The sequence below is a fragment of the Pseudomonas sp. GW821-FHT02H06 genome, assembly GCF_059421525.1.
The window spans coordinates 210,900-231,057 of sequence record NZ_JBWKVD010000004.1 but is presented as its reverse complement, the minus strand read 5'-3'; the positions used below and the strand labels follow the sequence as shown (position 1 = coordinate 231,057).

The following is a 20,158-nucleotide window of genomic DNA, read 5'->3' as shown; positions in this document are numbered from 1 at the left end:
TCCACGAGGACCTGAGATGACTCAAATCGGAACTCCACTGTCGCCGACCGCGACCCGCGTTTTGCTCTGCGGTTGCGGCGAGCTTGGCAAGGAAGTGGTGATCGAGCTGCAACGCCTGGGCGTTGAAGTGATCGCCGTCGACCGTTACGCCAACGCTCCGGCGATGCAGGTCGCGCACCGCAGCCATGTGATCAATATGCTCGACGGTGCTGCCTTGCGTGCGGTCATCGAATCCGAGAAACCCCATTACATCGTCCCGGAAATCGAAGCGATCGCCACCGCGACCCTGGTGGAGCTGGAGTCCGAAGGCTTCACCGTCATTCCCACCGCTCGTGCCGCGCAACTGACCATGAACCGCGAAGGCATTCGTCGTCTGGCCGCTGAGGAGTTGGATCTGCCGACCTCGCCGTATCACTTCGCCGACACCTTCGAAGACTACAAAAAAGCCGTCGAAGACCTGGGCTTCCCGTGCGTGGTCAAACCGGTGATGAGCTCGTCGGGCAAAGGCCAGAGCCTGCTGAAAACCGACGCGGACATTCAGAAGGCCTGGGACTACGCCCAAGAAGGTGGTCGTGCCGGCAAAGGCCGGGTGATCATCGAAGGCTTCATTGATTTCGATTACGAAATCACTTTGCTGACCGTGCGTCACGTCGGCGGCACCACCTTCTGCGCGCCGGTCGGGCATCGTCAGGAGAAGGGCGACTATCAGGAATCGTGGCAGCCCCAGGCCATGAGCCCGGTCGCATTGGCCGAGTCCGAGCGCGTCGCCAAAGCGGTAACCGAAGCGCTGGGTGGCCGTGGTCTGTTTGGCGTCGAGCTGTTCATCAAGGGCGATCAGGTGTGGTTCAGCGAAGTCTCGCCGCGCCCCCACGACACCGGTCTGGTCACGCTGATCTCGCAGGACCTGTCGCAGTTCGCGCTACACGCCCGGGCCATTCTCGGCCTGCCGATCCCGCTGATCCGCCAGTTCGGGCCATCGGCGTCGGCAGTGATTCTGGTAGAGGGTCAATCGACCCAGACGGCCTTCGCCAACCTGGAACAAGCCTTGAGCGAACCGGACACCGCGCTGCGCCTGTTCGGCAAGCCCGAGGTCAATGGTCAGCGCCGCATGGGCGTGGCACTGGCCCGCGACGAGTCAATCGAAGCGGCCCGCCGCAAGGCCACTCGCGCTTCGATGGCGGTGAAGGTTCAGTTGTAAGCTTTATGCTGAATACAAAACGGCGCCCTAAGGGGCGCCGTTTTTGTTTGGCTGTTGCGTCGCTAAAAACGAGATCCGGTGTGATCAGGCAATCGTATCCAGGTCCGCGTGCCGGGTTTCTTTCAGGCACAGCACGGCGATCACGCTGATCAACGCCGCCGCCGAGACATACCCGCCGACCCAGCTCAGGCCGCCCATCTCCACCAGCTTCTGTGCGAAGAACGGCGCGACGGAGGCACCGACAATGCCGCCGATGTTGTAGGCCGCCGACGCGCCGGTATAACGCACCCGCGTAGGAAACAGCTCCGGCAACATCGCCCCCATCGGCGCGAAGGTGACGCCCATGAGAAACAGCTCGATCGACAGAAACAGCGTTACCGCCCAAGTCGTGCCGTGGGTCAGCAAGGGCTCCATCAGAAAGCCCGACAGGATCGCCAGCACGCCGCCGATCACCAGCACCGGCTTGCGACCAAATCGATCACTCGCCGATGCCGAAAGCGGCGTCGCCAGGGCCATGAACAGCACCGCAAAACACAGCATGGCGAGAAACGACTCGCGGCTGTAACCCAAGGTTTTCACCCCGTAGCTCAGCGAGAAGACGGTGGAAATGTAGAACAGCGCGTAGCACACCACCATTGACGCTGCCCCCAGCAGCATCGGCTTCCAGTACTGACCGAACAGTTCGGCAATTGGCAGTTTCACACGCTGATGGCGGGCGATGGCCTTGGCGAAAACAGGCGTTTCCTCAAGCTTCAGCCGCACGTACAGCCCGATGATGACCAGCACGGCGCTGAGCAGAAACGGCACGCGCCAGCCCCAGGAGCGGAATTGCTCGTCGTCCAGCGTCATCGCCAGCGTCAGAAACAGCCCGTTTGCTGCAAGGAAACCGATGGAAGGACCCAACTGCGGAAACATGCCGAACCACGCACGTTTGCCCTTGGGCGCATTCTCGGTGGCCAGCAGCGCCGCGCCGCCCCATTCGCCGCCCAGTCCGAGGCCTTGGCCGAAGCGCAGCACGCAGAGCAGAATCGGCGCCCATGAGCCGATGGCGTCGTAACCCGGCAACACGCCGATCAGCGTGGTGCAGACGCCCATGAGCAACAGAGAGGCGACCAACGTCGATTTGCGGCCGACACGGTCACCGAAGTGGCCGAACAGCGCCGAGCCCAGCGGACGTGCGAGAAAGGCGATCCCGAACGTTAGAAACGCCGACAGCATCTGTGCGGTGCTGGAAGTTTGCGGAAAGAACACCGGGCCGATCACCAGCGCGGCGGCGGTGGCGTACACGTAGAAATCGTAGAACTCGATTGCGGTGCCGATGAAGCTGGCGGTGGCGACGCGGGCCGCGGAGTTGGCGGGGCGGGTTTCGCTTTCGTCGCGGGTTGGACAGGCAGAAGTCGTGGTCATGCGGATATCCCTGGCAGTCGTATCGCCTGTCAGCGGGAGACGAAATTTCGTGCGCGCGCTGCGGCAATCGTAATTGTTGTTTTGGGTCCAGCGCTGAACAGATTAGCCCGGATGCGGGCAAAGGCGCGTGGCGTGCTCGGGATGGGAGCGAAGGCCAGGGTGTCGCGTGAGCGGTCAGGCTGTGTGACTGGCCGGATCGCGCGTTGTGCGGGTAGCACGCGGATCGGCGGGGCTGGGTAAGCGGATCGATTATAGGAAGGGGATTGGCGCGGAAACAAGTGTTTCAGGGCGCCGCCTGCCTGTTTAAATCACGTCTTTGGTGCGAGTGTTCAGCCACATCAGCACCCGGCTGACACGGTTGTCCTCGGTTTCGAGGATTTCCAGGCGGTAGGGCCCGATCTTCAGGCAGACCGCGCTGTTGGGGATTGTCTCCAGCGCTTCGGTGATCAGCCCGTTGAGGGTTTTGGGGCCATCGGAGGGCAGATGCCAGGCGAGGCTTTTATTCAGGTCGCGAATCGACGCCGCCCCATCAATCACCAGACGTCCGTCAGGCTGCGGCTGAATGTGCGGGTTATCGAGGGCCTGCTCGCTTTCGAATTCACCGACGATCTCTTCGAGAATGTCTTCGAGGCTGACGATGCCCAGCACCTCGCCGTATTCATCGACGACCACGCCCATGCGCCGCTGCTGCTTATGGAAGTTGAGCAGTTGCATCTGCAGTGGCGTGCTTTCCGGCACAAAGTACGGCTCGTAGCAGGCGGCTTGCAGTGCCTCTTTGGTCAGTTCGTTGCGCGGCAGCAGGTGGCTGATCATCCGCGTGTTGAGCACGCCTTCCACCTGATTGATGTCGTTGTGGTAGACCGGCAGACGGGTGTGCCGGGAGATGATCAGCTTGTCGATGATCTCTTCGATGGTGTCGTCGAGGTTGATGCCGTCGACTTCGCTGCGCGGCACCAGGATGTCGTTCACGGTCATGCGGTCCAGCGCGTAGATTCCGGAGATCACGTGGGCGCGGCCATACTGGCTTTCGTTGTCCTGATAGACCGTCGGGTGCGCGTCGTCATCGTCATCGACGCTGTCTGGCCGACGCTTCGACAGAAAAGGGCGCAATAGCGTTTTGGCGATGTTCTTGTAGATCCAGGTCAGCGGCTGCAACAGGCGAACCGGGATGCGCAGCACGTTGTTGCCCAGCAGCAGAATGGATTCGGGCCGACGCGCCGCCAGCTTTCGCGGAATGAATTCGGTCACCACCACCAGCACGCTGGCGACGCCCAGCCAGGCAATCAGCGGACCGTGGAAATACCAGTGGCCGATGGCAAGTAACGTGGCGAGGACGGTAATCAGCGCCTTGAGCAGCGTGTTGCCGAGGATGAGGCTGTTGAGGTTGAACGCCAGAACCGGCTTCGGTGGTTCGTTGGAGCGGGGGTTGACCGGCATTGCCCTGAGATTGTGGTGCGCAGCCTCGACCGCACTGAATAGCCCGGACCAGAGGGTGAGCAGGGCAAGCAGCGTGAGCATTGTGCCGACCGGCAGATTATCCATGATCAACGCCCGTCAGATGTGCAGGATGTATTCACGAACGAGCTTGCTGCCGAAGTAGGCGAGCATCAGGAGCAGGAATCCGCCCAGGGTCCAGCGGATCGCCTTGTGGCCGCGCCAGCCCAGATGATGGCGTCCCCACAGCAGCACACTGAAGACGATCCACGCCAGGATCGACAGCAGGGTTTTGTGCACCAGATGCTGGGCAAACAGGTTTTCGACGAACAGCCAGCCGGAAATCAGCGACATCGACAGCAAGACCCAGCCGGCCCAGAGGAAGCCGAAGAGCAGGCTTTCCATAGTTTGCAGCGGCGGGAAGCTTTTGATCAGGCCAAGGGGGTGTTTGTTTTTCAGCTGATGATCCTGCAACAACAGGAGCAGCGACTGGAACACCGCAATGGTAAACATCCCGTAAGCGAGGATCGACAGCAGGATATGGCTGATGATGCCGTGTTCTTCAATGATCGGCTGCAGCGTACCGGAGGGCGCAAACTGCGCCATCAGGGTCGTCAGCAGCCCCAGCGGGAACAGGAGGATCAGCAGGATTTCCACCGGGAGACGAATGCACGCGAGCATGGTCACGATGATCACGGAGACAGCGATCAGACTGGCGGCACTGAAGAAGTCCAGACCGAGGCCGATAGGGCGCACCAGTTGGCCGAACAGGGCACTGGCCTGGCAGGCAACGGCAAGGGTGCCGATCAGGCACAGCAGCCATTTGTCGGCCTTTTGGCCCTGACGCAGGCGCATACCCTGGTAGACGGTCGCAGCGGCGTAGAAGACGGCGGCGGCGAGGCTGAAGAGCAAACTCGGTGACAAGGGGGACATAGATCCTGTTGGGCGTGCCCGAAAGCGGGTGAGTTTGGCATATAACGCGCATTCCACGAAAGACTACAGAAGCAGACGCCGTGGTGTCCGTGCGCCGGAGTCTTCGCTATAATCCGCGACCTGCTCAAGCCACAGGCTCGCCGATCGCTGTTTCAGCCGCCTTTATAGCGTCGCTATTATTAATAGCCATCCTGTAAAGCGCAGGCGTCGCGATGTCGGCAGCCGACTGAAAAGGCCGCTACGGGCCGGGCCGCATCAATCGGGGTTCAGCACGAACCTAAAGGATCACGCATGTTTGAAAATCTGACAGATCGTCTCTCGCAGACGCTGCGCCAGGTCACTGGCAAGGCCAAGCTGACCGAGGACAACATCAAGGACACACTGCGTGAAGTGCGTATGGCGCTGCTTGAAGCCGACGTCGCCTTGCCGGTTGTCAAAGACTTCGTCAATCGCATCAAGGAGCGCGCCGTCGGCACCGAGGTGTCGCGCAGCCTGACGCCGGGCCAGGCGTTCGTGAAGATCGTCCAGGCCGAGCTGGAAGAGATGATGGGGGCGGCCAACGAAGAGCTGACCCTCAACGTCACGCCGCCGGCGGTCATCCTGATGGCCGGTCTGCAAGGTGCGGGCAAGACCACCACTGCCGGCAAGCTCGCCCGATTCCTGAAAGAACGCAAAAAGAAAACCGTGATGCTGGTGTCGGCGGACGTCTATCGTCCGGCCGCGATCAAGCAGCTGGAAACCCTGGCCAATGACATCGGCGTGACGTTCTTCCCGTCCGACATCAGCCAGAAGCCGGTCGACATCGCCGAAGCGGCTATTAAAGAAGCCAAACTCAAGTTCATCGATGTCGTGATCCTCGACACCGCCGGCCGTCTGCACATCGACGCCGAGATGATGGGCGAGATCCAGGCGCTGCACGCGGCGGTCAAGCCGGCCGAGACGCTGTTCGTGGTCGACGCCATGACCGGCCAAGATGCCGCCAACACCGCCAAGGCCTTCGGTGACGCGCTGCCGCTGACCGGCGTGATCCTGACCAAGGTCGACGGCGACGCCCGTGGCGGTGCTGCGCTGTCGGTGCGCGCCATCACCGGCAAGCCGATCAAGTTCATCGGTATGGGCGAGAAGAGCGAGGCGCTGGAGCCGTTCCATCCCGACCGTATCGCATCGCGCATCCTGGGCATGGGCGACGTGCTCAGTCTGATCGAGCAGGCCGAACAGACCCTCGACAAGGACAAGGCCGACAAACTGGCCAAGAAGCTGAAGAAGGGCAAGGGCTTCGACCTCGAAGACTTCCGCGATCAGTTGCAACAGATGAAGAACATGGGCGGCCTGGGCGGGCTCATGGACAAACTGCCAAGCATCGGCGGCGTTAATCTGTCGCAGATGGGCAACGCGCAAAGCGCCGCCGAGAAGCAGTTCAAGCAGATGGAAGCCATCATCAACTCGATGACCCCGGCCGAGCGTCGCGACCCTGAGTTGATCAGCGGTTCACGCAAACGCCGTATCGCCATGGGTTCCGGCACCCAGGTGCAGGACATCGGTCGTCTGATCAAGCAGCACAAACAGATGCAGAAGATGATGAAAAAGTTTTCGACCAAGGGCGGCATGGCCAAGATGATGCGCGGCATGGGCGGAATGCTGCCCGGCGGCGGCGGTATGCCCAAAATGTAAATTGCATCGCGCGGGCGTTATTCCCGCGCGTTCTTCATTGGGGCAACCGTCCCGGTGGCCTGCTCAGGCAGGCACTCACTGCCGTCATCCCTGACGGCTCCATGGCAGATCTAGGTGGCCCGACGGCGTACGCCGGAAAAAGTCATTTGCAAAAATCCGGATATTCCTTAGAATATGCGGCCTTTCGGGCACCCATGCCCGCTGTGCATCTTAGATTTGCAGCACCGACTACAGGAAAATTGTTCAATGCTAACAATCCGTCTTGCCCTTGGCGGCTCTAAAAAGCGCCCGTTCTACCACCTGACTGTCACCGACAGCCGCAACCCACGTGACGGTTCCCACAAGGAACAAATCGGTTTCTTCAACCCGGTTGCCCGTGGTCAGGAAATCCGTCTGTCCGTGAACCAAGAGCGTCTGGCCTACTGGCTGAGCGTTGGTGCACAACCTTCTGAGCGTGTTGCTTCGCTGTTGAAGGAATCTGCTAAGGCTGCGGCCTGAGCAATATGAACGCGACGCCAGCTTCCGCCGACGATCTGATCGTCATCGGCAAGATTTACTCGGTACACGGCGTTCGCGGCGAAGTGAAGGTGTATTCCTTTACTGATCCAACCGAAAACCTGTTGCAGTACAAAACCTGGACGCTCAAGCGCGAAGGCAATGTGAAACAGGTCGAGCTGGTCAGTGGACGCGGGAACGACAAGTTCCTGGTCGCTAAGCTCAAGGGTCTTGATGATCGTGAAGAAGCTCGTCTTCTGGCCGGTTACGAGATCTGCGTGCCACGCAACCTGTTCCCTGAATTGACCGACGGCGAGTACTACTGGTACCAGCTTGAAGGTCTGAAGGTCATTGACGGTCTTGGGCAATTGCTCGGGAAGGTCGATCATCTTCTGGAAACCGGCGCCAATGATGTAATGGTGGTCAAACCCTGCGCAGGCAGTCTGGACGATCGCGAACGCCTTTTGCCCTATACGGAGCAATGCGTGTTGGCAGTTGATCTGGTTGCAGGCGAGATGAAGGTGGAATGGGACGCGGATTTCTAAGCAATGGCCAGCCTGCGCATAGAAGTCATCACGCTGTTTCCCGAGATGTTTTCCGCCATCAGCGAATGCGGCATTACCAGCCGTGCGGTGAAACAGGAGCTGTTGCAGCTCACCTGTTGGAATCCGCGGGATTACACCACTGATCGACATCACACTGTGGACGATCGCCCGTTTGGCGGTGGCCCTGGCATGGTGATGAAGATCAAGCCCCTCGAAGATGCTCTGGTTCAGGCCAGGCAGGCGGCGGGGGATGCGGCGAAGGTAATTTACCTGTCGCCACAAGGCCGCAAGCTGGATCAGTCTGCGGTACGCGAACTGGCGCAGGAAGAAGCACTTATCCTGATTGCCGGTCGTTACGAAGGCGTCGACGAGCGTTTCATTGAAGCTCATGTCGATGAAGAGTGGTCGATTGGCGACTATGTGTTATCTGGCGGTGAGCTGCCGGCCATGGTCCTGATAGATGCGGTTACGCGACTGCTGCCTGGAGCTTTAGGGCATGTAGATTCCGCGGAGGAAGATTCCTTCACGGATGGTCTGCTGGATTGCCCGCACTACACCCGACCGGAGGTGTATGCGGATCAGCGTGTTCCCGACGTATTGCTTAGTGGCAATCACGCACACATCCGGCGTTGGCGTTTACAGCAGTCCCTCGGGCGGACCTATGAACGACGCGCCGATCTTCTGGAAAGCCGCTCGCTTTCTGGAGAAGAGAAGAAGCTGCTGGCGGAATACCTCCGCGAGCGGGACGATAGTTAACGTATCGATGGTAAATCAGACCGGTTTACCTTAGGAGCACAGCATGACTAACAAAATCATCCTTGCACTCGAAGCAGAGCAGATGACCAAAGAGATCCCTCCCTTTGCCCCGGGCGACACCATTGTCGTTCAGGTGAAAGTGAAGGAAGGCGACCGCGCTCGTCTGCAGGCGTTCGAAGGCGTTGTTATCGCCAAGCGTAACCGTGGTGTGAACAGTGCTTTCACTGTTCGTAAAATCTCCAACGGTGTTGGCGTTGAACGTACTTTCCAGACCTACAGCCCGCAAATCGACAGCATGGCTGTGAAACGTCGCGGCGACGTTCGCAAGGCCAAGCTGTACTACCTGCGTGACCTGTCCGGTAAAGCAGCTCGCATCAAGGAAAAACTGGTTTAATCCCAGTCTTCCCATGCGAATGAAGAAGCAGCCTACGGGCTGCTTTTTTGCTTTCTGGCATTTGGTTTTGTCCCGCCTGTGCAGGTATGAAAAACTGCCCCCCCGCTTTTCACCACACAAGTCAGAACCCATGCCCGCCATAGACCATCCCATGATCGACCGCTTTCTCGACGCCCTGTGGCTTGAGAAAGGGCTTTCGGACAACACGCGCGATGCCTATCGCAGCGACCTCGCGCTGTTCAACGGCTGGTTGCAGGAAAAAGGCGTGGACCTGATGAGTGTCAGTCGCGAAGCGATTCTCGACCACTTGGGGTGGCGGGTCGACAATGGCTACAAACCTCGCTCGACGGCGCGACTCCTTTCCGGCGTGCGCGGCTTCTATCGCTACCTCCTTAGGGAAAAGCTGATTGCGGTCGACCCGACGTTGCAGGTCGACATGCCGCAGCTGGGTAAGCCACTTCCCAAATCCTTGTCCGAAGCCGATGTCGAAGCGTTGCTCGCCGCGCCCGACCTGAGCGACGCCATTGGTCAACGCGACCGGGCCATGCTGGAAGTGCTCTACGCCTGCGGCCTGCGCGTGACCGAGCTGATCAGCCTGACGCTTGAGCAGGTCAACTTGCGCCAGGGCGTGTTGCGCATCATGGGGAAGGGCAGCAAGGAACGTCTGGTGCCGATGGGGGAGGAGGCCATCGTCTGGGTCGAGCGTTACATGCGCGATGCTCGCCAAGAATTGCTCAACGGTCGGCCCAGCGACGTGCTGTTTCCCAGTCAGCGCGGTGAACAGATGACCCGCCAGACCTTCTGGCATCGCATCAAGCACCAGGCCAAAGTCGCCGGCATCGGCAAATCCCTGTCGCCGCACACCTTGCGTCACGCCTTCGCCACCCACCTGCTCAACCACGGCGCCGACCTGCGCGTGGTGCAGATGCTCCTCGGCCACAGCGACCTATCGACCACGCAGATCTACACCCACGTCGCCCGCGCGCGGTTGCAGGAAATGCATACGAAGCACCATCCTAGGGGATAGAGGACTTCAGTAATTTACGATGTGTCGTACATCAGCGGGCGTCGGCCTCGCGAGCCTTATGTGATAGGCTTTGCCGGTTTCGCAGATCAAGGCCCTGAAAATCTCCCGGTGCTTTTCCGCCACCCGTTTTCAGCTTGGCCCGTCTGCTCACCGCTCGAGGAGTTTTCATGCGCGTCACTCGTTTTCTCGGTGCTGCCGTTGTAGCGCTGGCCAGCTCTTTCAGCCTGTTTGCCCACGCCGACGAGGCGTCCGACAAAGCCATTCGCAAGACCCTGGAATCGCTGAATCTGGAGATTCCCGTCGAGAGCATTTCCAGCAGTCCGTTGAACGGCCTCTACGAAGTGAATCTGAAGGGCGGTCGAGTGCTGTATGCCAGCGCCGACGGTCAGTTCGTCATGCAGGGCAACCTGTACCAGATGCAGGCCGGCAAGCCGGTCAACCTGACCGAGAAGGTCGAGCGTCAGGCGATTTCCAAGACCATCAATGGCATTCCTGCCGCTGAAATGGTCGTCTACCCAGCCGTGGGCGAGACCAAATCCCATATCACGGTGTTCACCGACACCACCTGCCCGTACTGCCACAAACTCCACGCCGAAGTGCCGGAGCTGAACAAGCGCGGCATCGAAGTGCGTTATGTGGCGTTCCCGCGTCAGGGTCTGGGCTCGCCGGGTGACGAACAACTTCAGGCCGTCTGGTGCTCCAAGGACCGCCGCGGTGCAATGGACCGCATGGTCGATGGCAAGAATATCCAGGCGCCCAAGTGCGACAACCCGGTCACCAAGCAGTTTGAAATCGGCCAGTCCATCGGCGTGAACGGCACACCGGCCATCGTGTTGGCCGACGGTCAGCTGATTCCGGGCTACCAGCCGGCGCCACAAGTGGCCAAACTCGCGCTGAGTGCCAAGTAATTTCGTTTATCGCAGCCTCCTGCGGTAAACATTGAAGCGGCCTGTCCGTAGCGCTTCATCAATAGCGAGCCGTGCTGAATGCGGCTGATTCCACGGCCGGCCTCGCGTCGGCCGTTTTATGGGGAGTTCATAGTGAAACCGGTCAAAGTAGGCATCTGTGGGCTGGGTACTGTCGGTGGCGGTACCTTCAATGTGCTAAAGCGTAACGCCGAGGAAATTGCCCGCCGTGCCGGGCGTGGAATCGAAGTGGCGCAGATTGCCATGCGTACACCAAACCCCAATTGCCAGATTACCGGTACCCCGACCACGACCGACGTGTTCGACGTGGCAAGCAACCCTGAAATCGACATCGTCATCGAGCTGATCGGTGGCTACACCATCGCCCGCGAGCTGGTGCTCAAGGCCATCGAAAACGGCAAGCACGTGGTCACCGCCAACAAGGCGCTGATCGCCGTGCACGGCAACGAGATTTTCGCCAAGGCCCGTGAGAAGGGCGTCATCGTGGCTTTCGAAGCGGCGGTGGCGGGCGGTATCCCGGTGATCAAGGCCATTCGTGAAGGCCTGTCGGCCAACCGCATCAACTGGGTCGCCGGCATCATCAACGGCACTGGCAACTTCATCCTCACCGAGATGCGTGAAAAGGGCCGTACCTTCCCGGACGTCCTCGCTGAAGCGCAGGCGCTGGGCTATGCCGAAGCCGATCCCACCTTCGACGTCGAAGGCATCGACGCGGCGCACAAGCTGACCATTCTGGCGTCCATCGCCTTTGGCATCCCGCTGCAATTCGACAAGGCCTACACCGAAGGCATCACCAAGCTGACCACCGCCGACGTGAATTACGCCGAAGCGCTGGGCTACCGCATCAAGCACCTGGGCGTCGCCCGCAGCACGCCGAGCGGTATCGAACTGCGCGTCCACCCGACCCTGATCCCGGCGGACCGTCTGATCGCCAACGTCAATGGCGTGATGAACGCCGTGATGGTCAACGGCGACGCCGCCGGCTCGACATTGTTCTACGGCGCAGGTGCCGGCATGGAGCCGACCGCTTCATCCGTCGTGGCGGATCTGGTCGATGTGGTCCGTGCCCTGACCACCGACCCTGAAAACCGCGTTCCGCATCTGGCCTTTCAGCCCGATTCGCTGTCCGCCCACCCGATCCTGCCGATCGACGCGTGTGAAAGCGCGTACTACCTGCGCATCCAGGCCAAGGATCATCCCGGCGTGCTGGCCCAGGTGGCAAGCATTCTGTCCGAGCGCGGCATCAACATCGAATCGATCATGCAGAAAGAAGTCGAAGAACATGACGGCCTGGTGCCGATGATTCTGCTGACCCACCGCGTGGTCGAGAAACGCATGAACGATGCGATAAAAGCGCTGGAAGCGCTGGAAGACGTTGCCGGACCGGTTGTGCGCATCCGCGTCGAGCATCTGAACTGAGACGAGCCGCAAGCGTTAAGCGGCAAGCTGCAAGTAACAGCAAACTTATATCGCGGTGAGCTTCGGGCCCCGGGCTGCAGGTCAAAGACAAACCGTTTTGACTTGCAGCTGGCCTCTTTGAGCTCGCCGCCCAAACCGAAGGTTTGAAAAATGCGCTATATCAGTACCCGCGGCCAGGCACCGGCCCTGAATTTCGAAGATGTGCTGCTGACCGGTCTGGCAAGCGATGGCGGTCTGTATGTGCCGGAAAACCTGCCGCGCTTTACGCAGGAAGAGATCGCGTCCTGGGCCGGCCTGCCTTATCACGAGCTGGCTTTTCGCGTGATGCGTCCGTTCGTGACGGGCAGCATCCCCGACGCGGATTTCAAGAAGATTCTCGAAGAAACCTACGGCGTGTTTTCCCACGCTGCGGTTGCGCCGCTGCGTCAGCTGAACGGCAACGAGTGGGTATTGGAGCTGTTTCACGGGCCGACCCTGGCGTTCAAGGATTTCGCCCTGCAACTGCTGGGTCGTCTGCTGGACTATGTGCTCGAGAAGCGCGGCGAACGCGTGGTCATCATCGGCGCCACCTCGGGTGACACCGGCTCGGCCGCCATCGAAGGCTGCCGTCGTTGCGATAACGTCGACATCTTCATTCTGCACCCGAACAACCGCGTGTCCGATGTTCAGCGCCGCCAGATGACCACCATCTTCGGCGAGAACATCCATAACATCGCGATCGAAGGCAACTTCGACGACTGCCAGGAAATGGTCAAGAACAGCTTCGCCGACCAGAGCTTCCTCAAGGGCACGCGGCTGGTCGCGGTGAACTCGATCAACTGGGCGCGGATCATGGCCCAGATCGTTTACTACTTCCACGCGGCGCTGCAGTTGGGCGGCCCGGCGCGTTCGGTGGCGTTCTCCGTGCCCACCGGCAACTTCGGCGACATCTTCGCCGGTTACCTCGCTCGCAACATGGGCTTGCCGATCAGCCAGCTGGTGGTTGCCACCAACCGCAACGACATCCTGCACCGCTTCATGAGCGGCAATCAGTACGTCAAGGAAACCCTGCACGCCACGTTGTCGCCGTCGATGGACATCATGGTGTCGTCCAACTTCGAGCGCCTGCTGTTCGACATGCACGGTCGCAACGGCGGGGCGATTGCCGAGCTCATGGCCAACTTCAGGCAGGGCGGCGGTTTTAGCGTTCAGGAAGAGCGCTGGACCGAGACCCGCAAGCTGTTTGATTCGCTGGCGGTCAGTGACGAGGACACCTGCAAAACCATCGCTGAAGTGTTCGCCAGCACCGGCGAGCTGCTCGATCCGCACACCGCGATCGGCGTGAAAGCCGCGCGGGACTGCCGCCGCAGCCTGGACACGCCAATGGTGATCCTGGGAACGGCGCATCCGGTCAAGTTCCCGGACGCCGTGCTGAAAGCCGGTGTAGGAAAAGCGCTTGAGCTGCCTGCACATTTGTCTGATTTGTTCGAGCGAGACGAGCGCTGCACTGTTCTGCCAAATGACCTCAAAGCCATGCAGGCCTTTGTCAGCCAGCACGGTAATCGTGGGAAACCTCTCTGACCGTATCGCCGTGTAACAACTAAGGCCCGCCTCGCAGCGGGCCTTGTTTTTTCTGCGTGCCACACTTCCGAAGAATTTTCTTCTTTCGGTATAAGCCCGTGGTTGTTAAACATTTTTACTCAGCGGCATTTAGCAGCCGCATCCTGAATATCCAACCGGCGCTGTGGGCGTTGCTGATGCTCGTGTGCATCTGCAGTCGCGCAGGCCATGCAGCTGAGAACTTGCGGTTCGGCCTGAGCGCGCCCTTCGTGGCGCAGCAGCCGCTTGTTCTTGACGAGGCGGACCGCCAGTGGCTGAACGCATGGAAGGTGCTGAGAGTCGGCATTTCCGTTGCTGATCATGAGCCCATCGACATCACCACCGACCATAATCGCTATCAAGGCATCAGCGCGGATTACCTGAGCCTGATCAGTTCGCGGCTTTCCATGCCCGTGCAGATACGCGGGTTCGCAAAGCGCGCCCAGGCGGTCAACGCATTGCTGGCCGGAGAAATCGACTTGCTGACCAGCGCCAACGGTTTCGAGCGAGAAACGTCCGGATTGGCATTCAGCCGGGACTACATTCCTGACCGAACAGTGGTATTCGGCAGAGGCAACGACGCTGACCTGCACCCTTCGCTGAGAGGAAAGCGCGTGTTGCTGCTGGACGGTTATGCGGACGAAGCGCAGGTTCAGCGGCTCTACCCGGACAGTGAAATCGTCGTCGCGCCCACGCTGTACAGCGCGATGGAGGCACTGGCGAACGACTCCGCCGACGCCTTCATTGCCAATGAGCTGACGGTGCAGTCTTACAGCCTGTTGCGGCCTTACCTCGGTTTACAGACCAAGTTCGACAGCCTGTTGCCATCCACAGGCTTTTCATTTGCCTTCCGAGAGCAAGACTCGACGCTGCGGGCGCTCTTCGACCGAGCGCTGGAAGGCGTGGACGACGCTGTCATCCGTGAAATCCAGGGGCGCTGGACCCTCGGGTTGGGCGCCGATCTTGCCCGACGGCAGGTGAACATCAACGCGATCGAACGGCGGTGGATTCGCAGACATCCGCAGGTCATCGTCGCCTCCACCCAGCACCCTCCCTACGTCTATAAGGATGCCCGAGGTCGCTGGGTGGGTTTGAACGTGGATGTGCTCGCGCGTATTTCGCGAATGACCGGTTTGCAGTTCGTGTATCAGGAATCGGCCTCGACCGAAGATTTGCTGGAGACGTTGACGGACGGCAGTGCACACATGAACACCACGCTGGCCGAAAACCCGGAACGCAAAGGGCAGTTGAATTTCACCTACGCATTTGGCGGCAACAACTGGGTCTTTCTCGTGCACGCTGACAGTAACCCGTCCTTTCAGCTGTCGGACATGACCGGCAAGGTGCTGGCGCTTCCCGCACGACACGCGTTGCTCGGGTTCATTCAGCAACGCTATCCGCATATCCAGCTCAAGCTTGTGGCGACCTATGAGGATGCCCGCCGACTAGTGGAGAAGGGCGACGCCGACGCGACCATCCAGAACGAGGCCGGCGCGTGGTTGTATCCATTGGGCGAGCTGAAGGTCGGACGCAGCGTCGAGGGCATGTGGTCGCCGGACAAATTTTCGGTCGTCAGAAGCCAGCCCGAATTGCTCGGCATACTCAACAAGGCTCTGGAGGAATTCCCGGTGGCTGAAATGCGTGCGATCCGCCTGAAATGGCTCGGCGCGGCGAATCCTCACCCCTCGGTCTGGAACCGCATTCCCGCCTGGATATACTGGCTCACTGGCGCTTCCTTACTGCTGGGGCTGGTGTCACTGGCCTGGAGCAGCCGCCTGAAGTTTCAGATTCACCAGCGGCAGCGCGCCGAGGCGCAACTGGGTGACCAGCTTGCCTTCAAGCGGATACTGCTCGACGGCATCCCCAATCCGATTTACGTGCGTGATCTTCAGGGCCGTCTTGTCGCCTGCAACCGCAGTTATGAGGAAATTTTCGGCATCAGTTACGAGCAATTGCAGGGTCGTCGCCTGATCGATGTTGACCTCATTCCCGGCGACCTCGCCCAGCAGATGCACGCTGACTACATGAAAATGCTGGAGACGCGGGAGCGTGTGTTTACCGAGCGCGTACTGCGGCTGGGCGGACGTCAGATCGACGTCTCGGAATGGACGGCCCCCTTCCACCGCGCGGACGGTCAGCTGCAGGGCTTGCTCGGCGGCTGGATGGACATCAGCGAACGCAAGCGTCTGGAAGGTGAGTTGCACGATGCCCGTCTTGCGGCCGAGCAGGCGGCAGGCCAGTTGAAGGCGTTGCTCAACGACCTGGAGCAGGCGAAGACGTCAGGGGCGTGAATTCTGCCTGTCACATTCGGCAGGCATGCTCCGGAATCAAACTGCGGCAGGCAGTGCGCATGTGTCAACTCGCCACAGTGCGCAGAACTTTCCGCTGCTGCCAATGGTCATTGGTTAGCACCTTTGCATTCAAATTGTTGAGTGGTGATCCGGATGGAAAATATCAGCTTGCTACTGAGCGAAGCGCTGTCCCCTTATCAGGTGAGCATTGGCCCTGCCGGTATTCTGGGCGAGCGTCTGGTGACGCTGAAAAATCCAGCGGGTGCGATAGTGATCGAGCGTGTTTTTTCTGCGTCGCAACTGGGCGACAAGCGCCAGCTGACTGACGTGGTAGATGGTCTTCACCGTGATTTGATGGTGGCAGAAGGGCGCATTGAGCCTTGTGTCATCGCAGCCATGCGCAATGTGTCCCAGTCCGCTGCTTACGCTGCAGCTCGACCTTTCGTCTGAGCTGCGGGGAACCTTCTCGATTCAGTAGGCTCCTATCAGTTACGGCAGGCGCAGGCATTGTGCTCCGATGTTCATGCTGCCTGCCGTACGGGTCCAAGATGGACCACGGTTGACCCCGAGTAGTCTCCCCGCTGCTCGGGGTTTCTTTTGTCTGAAATTCGGCTTTTCGCTCCAGGCCGCGGGTCTATGCCGGGTCAGTTCGGCGGCTCCTCAAAGAATGTCTGGGCGTCGCGTAGATACTCCTCCTTCTTGACCATCCACTCCGCGTAAAACCCGATCAGCCGCGTCACCCGCAGCACACGCATTTCCCGGTTGATGATCTCCATCGCCGCGCGTCCCTTCTCGGTCTTCGAACAGGCAATGTGAGCAAACTGGTATTTGGGCACGCCCTTGACCGGGAGAAATTCCAGCGCATCCAGGGGAATGCCTTGTTGCTGAGCGTGAAATCGGGCTTCCGGCCAGTAACTGATAATCGCTTGAAAGCGATCAAGCCGCTCCATCTCCAGCATGCTGCCCACCGCCGTGTTGCCGTAGTGCAGGATCAGACGTTTGGGGCGAGTGGTCTCGCGCAACACTTTATCGATCACCGGGCCGTAGCTGCGTTCGCCGACGATGCCTACATCAACGCTGTCGCTGGCCAGCAGGGCGGCGAGGTCGAGGCGGCCGTCGGCGTCGATGAAAGGTGCGAACAGCGCGTGGCGGCTGCGCTCGATCGTCACGCCATTACTGGGCGTGGCATAGGAGGGGATGGAAAACAACATGGTTTTGTCGCGCTCGGGCGTCCACAGCAGGGTCGGGTCGCAGGCGAACACGTCAGGGTCATTGAGCATCTGCGTTCCGCGCGCGCGATTGACGTGCATGATCTGGTGATCGTATTCCGGCATCCGGGCGGTCAGCTCAGGCATCAGCTTGTCGATGGCGCCCTGGCCCGCCAATGGGCCCGAAAATATAGTCAGGGGCGGGAAGTCGCGCAGCAGCCAGATCAGCGTTTCACGTGCCGACGCGGTACCGGGCAGGCTAATGAGCAGAGCAGCGAGCAGCACGGCGCGCATTCGGGAACCGGTGACATGCATGGAAGCGTTGACCCTCATCGACAGCGTCTCGCAGCAAGGAATCGGTGATGTGCCTCATTTATTTAACACATGTCATGGGGGCATGAGTAACGCCTCGCGAACGTTGTGCCCCAGCTCCGATCTGAAGGGCGAGCCGCATCGCTCATCGAGTTCGGTCGTTCAACGGGGCTGCATCGGGTAGACTTGCCGCCTTTCCCGTCTCTACTAGAAGCCCGTTCATGGCCCAACCGTCCACGACCTACAAGTTCGAACTCAATCTCACCGACCTTGATCGCGGGGTCTACGAAACCGTCAAGCAGACCATCGCGCGTCACCCTTCGGAGACCGAAGAGCGCATGACCGTGCGCCTGCTGGCCTACGCCTTCTGGTACAACGAGCATCTGTCGTTTGGCCGTGGTCTGTCGGACGTCGACGAGCCTGCGTTGTGGGAAAAGAGTCTGGACGATCGCGTGCTGCACTGGATCGAAGTGGGCCAGCCCGACGCCGACCGCCTGACGTGGTGCTCGCGCCGCACCGAACGCACCAGCCTGCTGGCCTACGGCAGTCTGCGGGTGTGGGAAGGCAAGGTCATACCGGCGATCAAGACGCTGAAGAACGTCAATATCGCCTCGGTCCCCCAAGAGGCACTGGAGATCCTGGCCAAGGACATGCCCCGGGTGATCAAGTGGGACGTGATGATCAGCGAAGGCACGATCTTCGTCACCGATGATCGCGGCCAGCACGAAGTGCAACTGCAGTGGCTGGCAGGCGAGCGGGGCTGATTCAGTCCTGCATTGCGACGCTACAACAGCGGCATCGCGTTGACATCGCAACACCCAACCGGCCCCAACGAGAACACCAGCGGAACCCGAATGCGCATCGAACCACGCGAGTTACCTGACACCCTGCCTTTTCTCGGCGATCTGCCGCCTTTGCTCACCCGGTTATACGCAGCGCGCGGTGTGGCCTCGGAGGAAGAGCTCGACAAGGGCCTGGCCCGGCTGATTCCCTACCAACAGCTCAAGGGCATCGAGGCCGCCGTCGATTTGCTGGTGACTGCATTGCAGCAGCGTCAGCGTATCCTCATCGTCGGCGACTTCGATGCCGATGGCGCGACGGCCAGCACGGTGGGTGTACTGGGCCTGCGTCTGCTCGGTGCGGCGCACGTGGACTACTTGGTGCCGAACCGTTTCGAATTCGGCTACGGCCTGACACCGGAAATCGTCCAGGTCGCCCTTGAGCGCCAGCCTGATTTGCTGATGACCGTGGACAACGGCATTTCCAGCGTTGAAGGCGTTGCAGCGGCGAAGGCGGCGGGCTTGCAGGTATTGGTCACCGATCACCACTTGCCCGGCCACGAATTGCCGGCGGCCGATGCCATCGTCAACCCGAACCAGCCCGGCTGCACCTTCCCGAGCAAGTCGCTGGCCGGCGTTGGCGTGATTTTTTATGTGTTGATGGCCTTGCGCGCACGACTGCGGGACATCGGCTGGTTCGAGGGCCGCGCTCAACCCAATCTGGGCGAGTTGCTGGATCTGGTGGCGTTGGGCAGTGTCGCCGACGTCGTGCCGCTGGACGCCAACAACCGGATTCTGGTGCACCAGGGGCTGATGCGCATCCGCGCCGGTCGTGCCCGTCCGGGGTTGCGCGCCATTCTCGAGGTCGCCCGTCGCGAGGCCTCGCGCATCACCTCCACCGACCTGGGGTTCATCATCGGCCCACGCCTGAACGCGGCCGGGCGCCTGGATGACATGAGCCTGGGCATCGAATGCCTGCTCTGCGATGACGAGACCGAGGCGCGGGAAATGGCCGTGCGTCTGGACGAGCTCAATCAGGACCGCAAATCCATCGAGCAGGGCATGCAGCGCGAGGCGCTCGCCCAGCTCAAGGACCTGCCGCTGGAGTCGATGCCGTTTGGTCTGTGTCTGTTCGAACCCGAATGGCACCAGGGCGTGATCGGCATTCTGGCCTCGCGTTTGAAAGAGCGTTATCACCGCCCGACCATTGCCTTCGCCAGCGCGGGCGAGGGTGTGCTGAAGGGGTCGGCGCGTTCGGTGCCGGGCTTTCACATCCGCGACGCGCTCGATGCCGTGGCGGCTAAACATCCGGAGCTGATCAGCAAGTTCGGCGGTCATGCGATGGCGGCCGGTCTGTCGCTGCCGGAAGGCAACTTCCCGGCATTCGCCGAGGCCTTCGACGCTGAAGTTCGCCGCCAGCTCAAGGAAGAAGACCTGACCGGCCGGCTGCTGTCCGACGGCACACTGGCCGTCGAAGAATTTCACCTGGAACTGGCCCGTGCGCTGCGCAACGCCGGCCCTTGGGGGCAACACTTTCCCGAGCCGTTGTTCCATGGCGTGTTCCAGCTGGTGGAGCAGCGAGTGGTCGGTGAGCGCCATCTGAAGATGGTACTCAAGACTGAATGCGGCAGCGTCAAGCTCGAAGGCATCGCCTTCAGCGTCGATCGCGACGTATGGCCCAACCCGACCGTGCGCTGGGTCGAGCTGGCGTACAAGCTGGACCTGAACGAATTCCGCGGCAACGAAACCGTGCAACTGATGGTGGTTCATCTTTCACCGCGCTGA

General features: G+C 60.4%; 17 protein-coding genes and 1 pseudogene. 14 read left to right on the top strand and 4 right to left on the bottom strand.

Translation table 11 applies throughout. The features are described from left to right. The first annotated feature begins 16 nt into the window (after positions 1 to 16). Entirely contained in the window at positions 17 to 1,198 is a 1,182-nt protein-coding gene (gene purT / locus AC07VF_RS09365) for a formate-dependent phosphoribosylglycinamide formyltransferase (protein WP_172610874.1), read from the top strand. Between the two features lie 84 nt (positions 1,199 to 1,282). Here purT and AC07VF_RS09360 read toward each other — a convergent pair whose 3' ends face one another. The 3 genes from AC07VF_RS09360 to AC07VF_RS09350 all read right to left on the bottom strand — a co-directional run bounded on the left by AC07VF_RS09360 (position 1,283) and on the right by AC07VF_RS09350 (position 4,972). Further along, positions 1,283 to 2,605 carry an MFS transporter gene (locus AC07VF_RS09360; protein WP_495007882.1) on the bottom strand — a complete coding sequence of 441 codons (1,323 nt, stop codon included), beginning with the start codon at positions 2,603 to 2,605 and terminating at the stop codon, positions 1,283 to 1,285. A 303-nt stretch (positions 2,606 to 2,908) separates the two neighbouring features. After that, entirely contained in the window at positions 2,909 to 4,147 is a 1,239-nt protein-coding gene (locus AC07VF_RS09355; RefSeq protein WP_346625569.1) for a transporter associated domain-containing protein, read from the bottom strand. Between the two features lie 12 nt (positions 4,148 to 4,159). Continuing rightward, positions 4,160 to 4,972 (bottom strand): cytochrome C assembly family protein, encoded by an 813-nt coding sequence (locus tag AC07VF_RS09350; protein ID WP_192170768.1) that lies wholly within the window; start codon positions 4,970 to 4,972, stop codon positions 4,160 to 4,162. A gap of 291 nt (positions 4,973 to 5,263) precedes the next feature. Here AC07VF_RS09350 and ffh point away from each other — a divergent pair, with 291 nt between their 5' ends. The 11 genes and pseudogenes from ffh to AC07VF_RS09295 all read left to right on the top strand — a co-directional run bounded on the left by ffh (position 5,264) and on the right by AC07VF_RS09295 (position 16,524). Then, on the top strand, positions 5,264 to 6,643 hold the full coding sequence (ffh, locus tag AC07VF_RS09345; protein WP_122535068.1) for a signal recognition particle protein: 1,380 nt from the start codon (positions 5,264 to 5,266) through the stop codon (positions 6,641 to 6,643). A gap of 246 nt (positions 6,644 to 6,889) precedes the next feature. After that, positions 6,890 to 7,141: a 30S ribosomal protein S16 gene (gene rpsP / locus AC07VF_RS09340; RefSeq protein WP_037012442.1), complete on the top strand. Its 252-nt coding sequence runs from the start codon at positions 6,890 to 6,892 to the stop codon at positions 7,139 to 7,141. Between the two features lie 5 nt (positions 7,142 to 7,146). Continuing rightward, a complete protein-coding gene (rimM, locus tag AC07VF_RS09335; protein WP_037012440.1) occupies positions 7,147 to 7,683 on the top strand; it encodes a ribosome maturation factor RimM in 537 nt (178 codons plus the stop codon). A gap of 3 nt (positions 7,684 to 7,686) precedes the next feature. After that, complete coding sequence (gene trmD, locus AC07VF_RS09330; protein ID WP_495007881.1) at positions 7,687 to 8,439, top strand: tRNA (guanosine(37)-N1)-methyltransferase TrmD; 753 nt, start codon at positions 7,687 to 7,689, stop codon at positions 8,437 to 8,439. 43 nt (positions 8,440 to 8,482) lie between these two features. Then, a complete protein-coding gene (gene rplS / locus AC07VF_RS09325; RefSeq protein ID WP_037012438.1) occupies positions 8,483 to 8,833 on the top strand; it encodes a 50S ribosomal protein L19 in 351 nt (116 codons plus the stop codon). Between the two features lie 130 nt (positions 8,834 to 8,963). Continuing rightward, positions 8,964 to 9,860: a site-specific tyrosine recombinase XerD gene (gene xerD, locus AC07VF_RS09320; protein WP_495007880.1), complete on the top strand. Its 897-nt coding sequence runs from the start codon at positions 8,964 to 8,966 to the stop codon at positions 9,858 to 9,860. Positions 9,861 to 10,027: 167 nt separating this feature from the next. Next, positions 10,028 to 10,768 carry a bifunctional protein-disulfide isomerase/oxidoreductase DsbC gene (gene dsbC / locus AC07VF_RS09315; protein ID WP_192170775.1) on the top strand — a complete coding sequence of 247 codons (741 nt, stop codon included), beginning with the start codon at positions 10,028 to 10,030 and terminating at the stop codon, positions 10,766 to 10,768. Between the two features lie 132 nt (positions 10,769 to 10,900). Beyond that, the gene (locus tag AC07VF_RS09310; RefSeq protein ID WP_122623446.1) at positions 10,901 to 12,205 is read left to right on the top strand and encodes a homoserine dehydrogenase; all 1,305 of its coding nucleotides are present in this window, start codon (positions 10,901 to 10,903) and stop codon (positions 12,203 to 12,205) included. Positions 12,206 to 12,355: 150 nt separating this feature from the next. After that, positions 12,356 to 13,765: a threonine synthase gene (gene thrC, locus AC07VF_RS09305; RefSeq protein ID WP_192170776.1), complete on the top strand. Its 1,410-nt coding sequence runs from the start codon at positions 12,356 to 12,358 to the stop codon at positions 13,763 to 13,765. A 176-nt stretch (positions 13,766 to 13,941) separates the two neighbouring features. Next, positions 13,942 to 16,008, top strand: a pseudogene (locus AC07VF_RS09300) (transporter substrate-binding domain-containing protein); the annotation flags it as partial. Between the two features lie 219 nt (positions 16,009 to 16,227). Further along, positions 16,228 to 16,524 (top strand): DUF3509 domain-containing protein, encoded by a 297-nt coding sequence (locus tag AC07VF_RS09295; RefSeq protein ID WP_192170777.1) that lies wholly within the window; start codon positions 16,228 to 16,230, stop codon positions 16,522 to 16,524. A gap of 194 nt (positions 16,525 to 16,718) precedes the next feature. Here the strand turns inward: AC07VF_RS09295 and AC07VF_RS09290 are convergent, their stop codons facing one another. Then, the gene (locus tag AC07VF_RS09290) at positions 16,719 to 17,564 is read right to left on the bottom strand and encodes a TIGR02285 family protein (RefSeq protein ID WP_495007958.1); all 846 of its coding nucleotides are present in this window, start codon (positions 17,562 to 17,564) and stop codon (positions 16,719 to 16,721) included. Positions 17,565 to 17,815: 251 nt separating this feature from the next. Between AC07VF_RS09290 and AC07VF_RS09285 the strand changes: the two genes are divergently transcribed. Continuing rightward, the gene (locus AC07VF_RS09285) at positions 17,816 to 18,358 is read left to right on the top strand and encodes a YaeQ family protein (protein ID WP_192170779.1); all 543 of its coding nucleotides are present in this window, start codon (positions 17,816 to 17,818) and stop codon (positions 18,356 to 18,358) included. A gap of 90 nt (positions 18,359 to 18,448) precedes the next feature. Next, the gene (gene recJ / locus AC07VF_RS09280) at positions 18,449 to 20,158 is read left to right on the top strand and encodes a single-stranded-DNA-specific exonuclease RecJ (protein ID WP_282373304.1); all 1,710 of its coding nucleotides are present in this window, start codon (positions 18,449 to 18,451) and stop codon (positions 20,156 to 20,158) included.

What these genes read in the sequence shown, in the direction of transcription:
- purT (WP_172610874.1), top strand. Translation starts at nt 17, where the DNA reads ATGACTCAAATCGGAACTCCACTGTCGCCGACCGCGACCCGCGTTTTG.
- AC07VF_RS09360 (WP_495007882.1), bottom strand. Translation starts at nt 2,605, where the DNA reads ATGACCACGACTTCTGCCTGTCCAACCCGCGACGAAAGCGAAACCCGC.
- AC07VF_RS09355 (WP_346625569.1), bottom strand. Translation starts at nt 4,147, where the DNA reads ATGGATAATCTGCCGGTCGGCACAATGCTCACGCTGCTTGCCCTGCTC.
- AC07VF_RS09350 (WP_192170768.1), bottom strand. Translation starts at nt 4,972, where the DNA reads ATGTCCCCCTTGTCACCGAGTTTGCTCTTCAGCCTCGCCGCCGCCGTC.
- ffh (WP_122535068.1), top strand. Translation starts at nt 5,264, where the DNA reads ATGTTTGAAAATCTGACAGATCGTCTCTCGCAGACGCTGCGCCAGGTC.
- rpsP (WP_037012442.1), top strand. Translation starts at nt 6,890, where the DNA reads ATGCTAACAATCCGTCTTGCCCTTGGCGGCTCTAAAAAGCGCCCGTTC.
- rimM (WP_037012440.1), top strand. Translation starts at nt 7,147, where the DNA reads ATGAACGCGACGCCAGCTTCCGCCGACGATCTGATCGTCATCGGCAAG.
- trmD (WP_495007881.1), top strand. Translation starts at nt 7,687, where the DNA reads ATGGCCAGCCTGCGCATAGAAGTCATCACGCTGTTTCCCGAGATGTTT.
- rplS (WP_037012438.1), top strand. Translation starts at nt 8,483, where the DNA reads ATGACTAACAAAATCATCCTTGCACTCGAAGCAGAGCAGATGACCAAA.
- xerD (WP_495007880.1), top strand. Translation starts at nt 8,964, where the DNA reads ATGCCCGCCATAGACCATCCCATGATCGACCGCTTTCTCGACGCCCTG.
- dsbC (WP_192170775.1), top strand. Translation starts at nt 10,028, where the DNA reads ATGCGCGTCACTCGTTTTCTCGGTGCTGCCGTTGTAGCGCTGGCCAGC.
- thrC (WP_192170776.1), top strand. Translation starts at nt 12,356, where the DNA reads ATGCGCTATATCAGTACCCGCGGCCAGGCACCGGCCCTGAATTTCGAA.
- AC07VF_RS09295 (WP_192170777.1), top strand. Translation starts at nt 16,228, where the DNA reads ATGGAAAATATCAGCTTGCTACTGAGCGAAGCGCTGTCCCCTTATCAG.
- AC07VF_RS09285 (WP_192170779.1), top strand. Translation starts at nt 17,816, where the DNA reads ATGGCCCAACCGTCCACGACCTACAAGTTCGAACTCAATCTCACCGAC.
- recJ (WP_282373304.1), top strand. Translation starts at nt 18,449, where the DNA reads ATGCGCATCGAACCACGCGAGTTACCTGACACCCTGCCTTTTCTCGGC.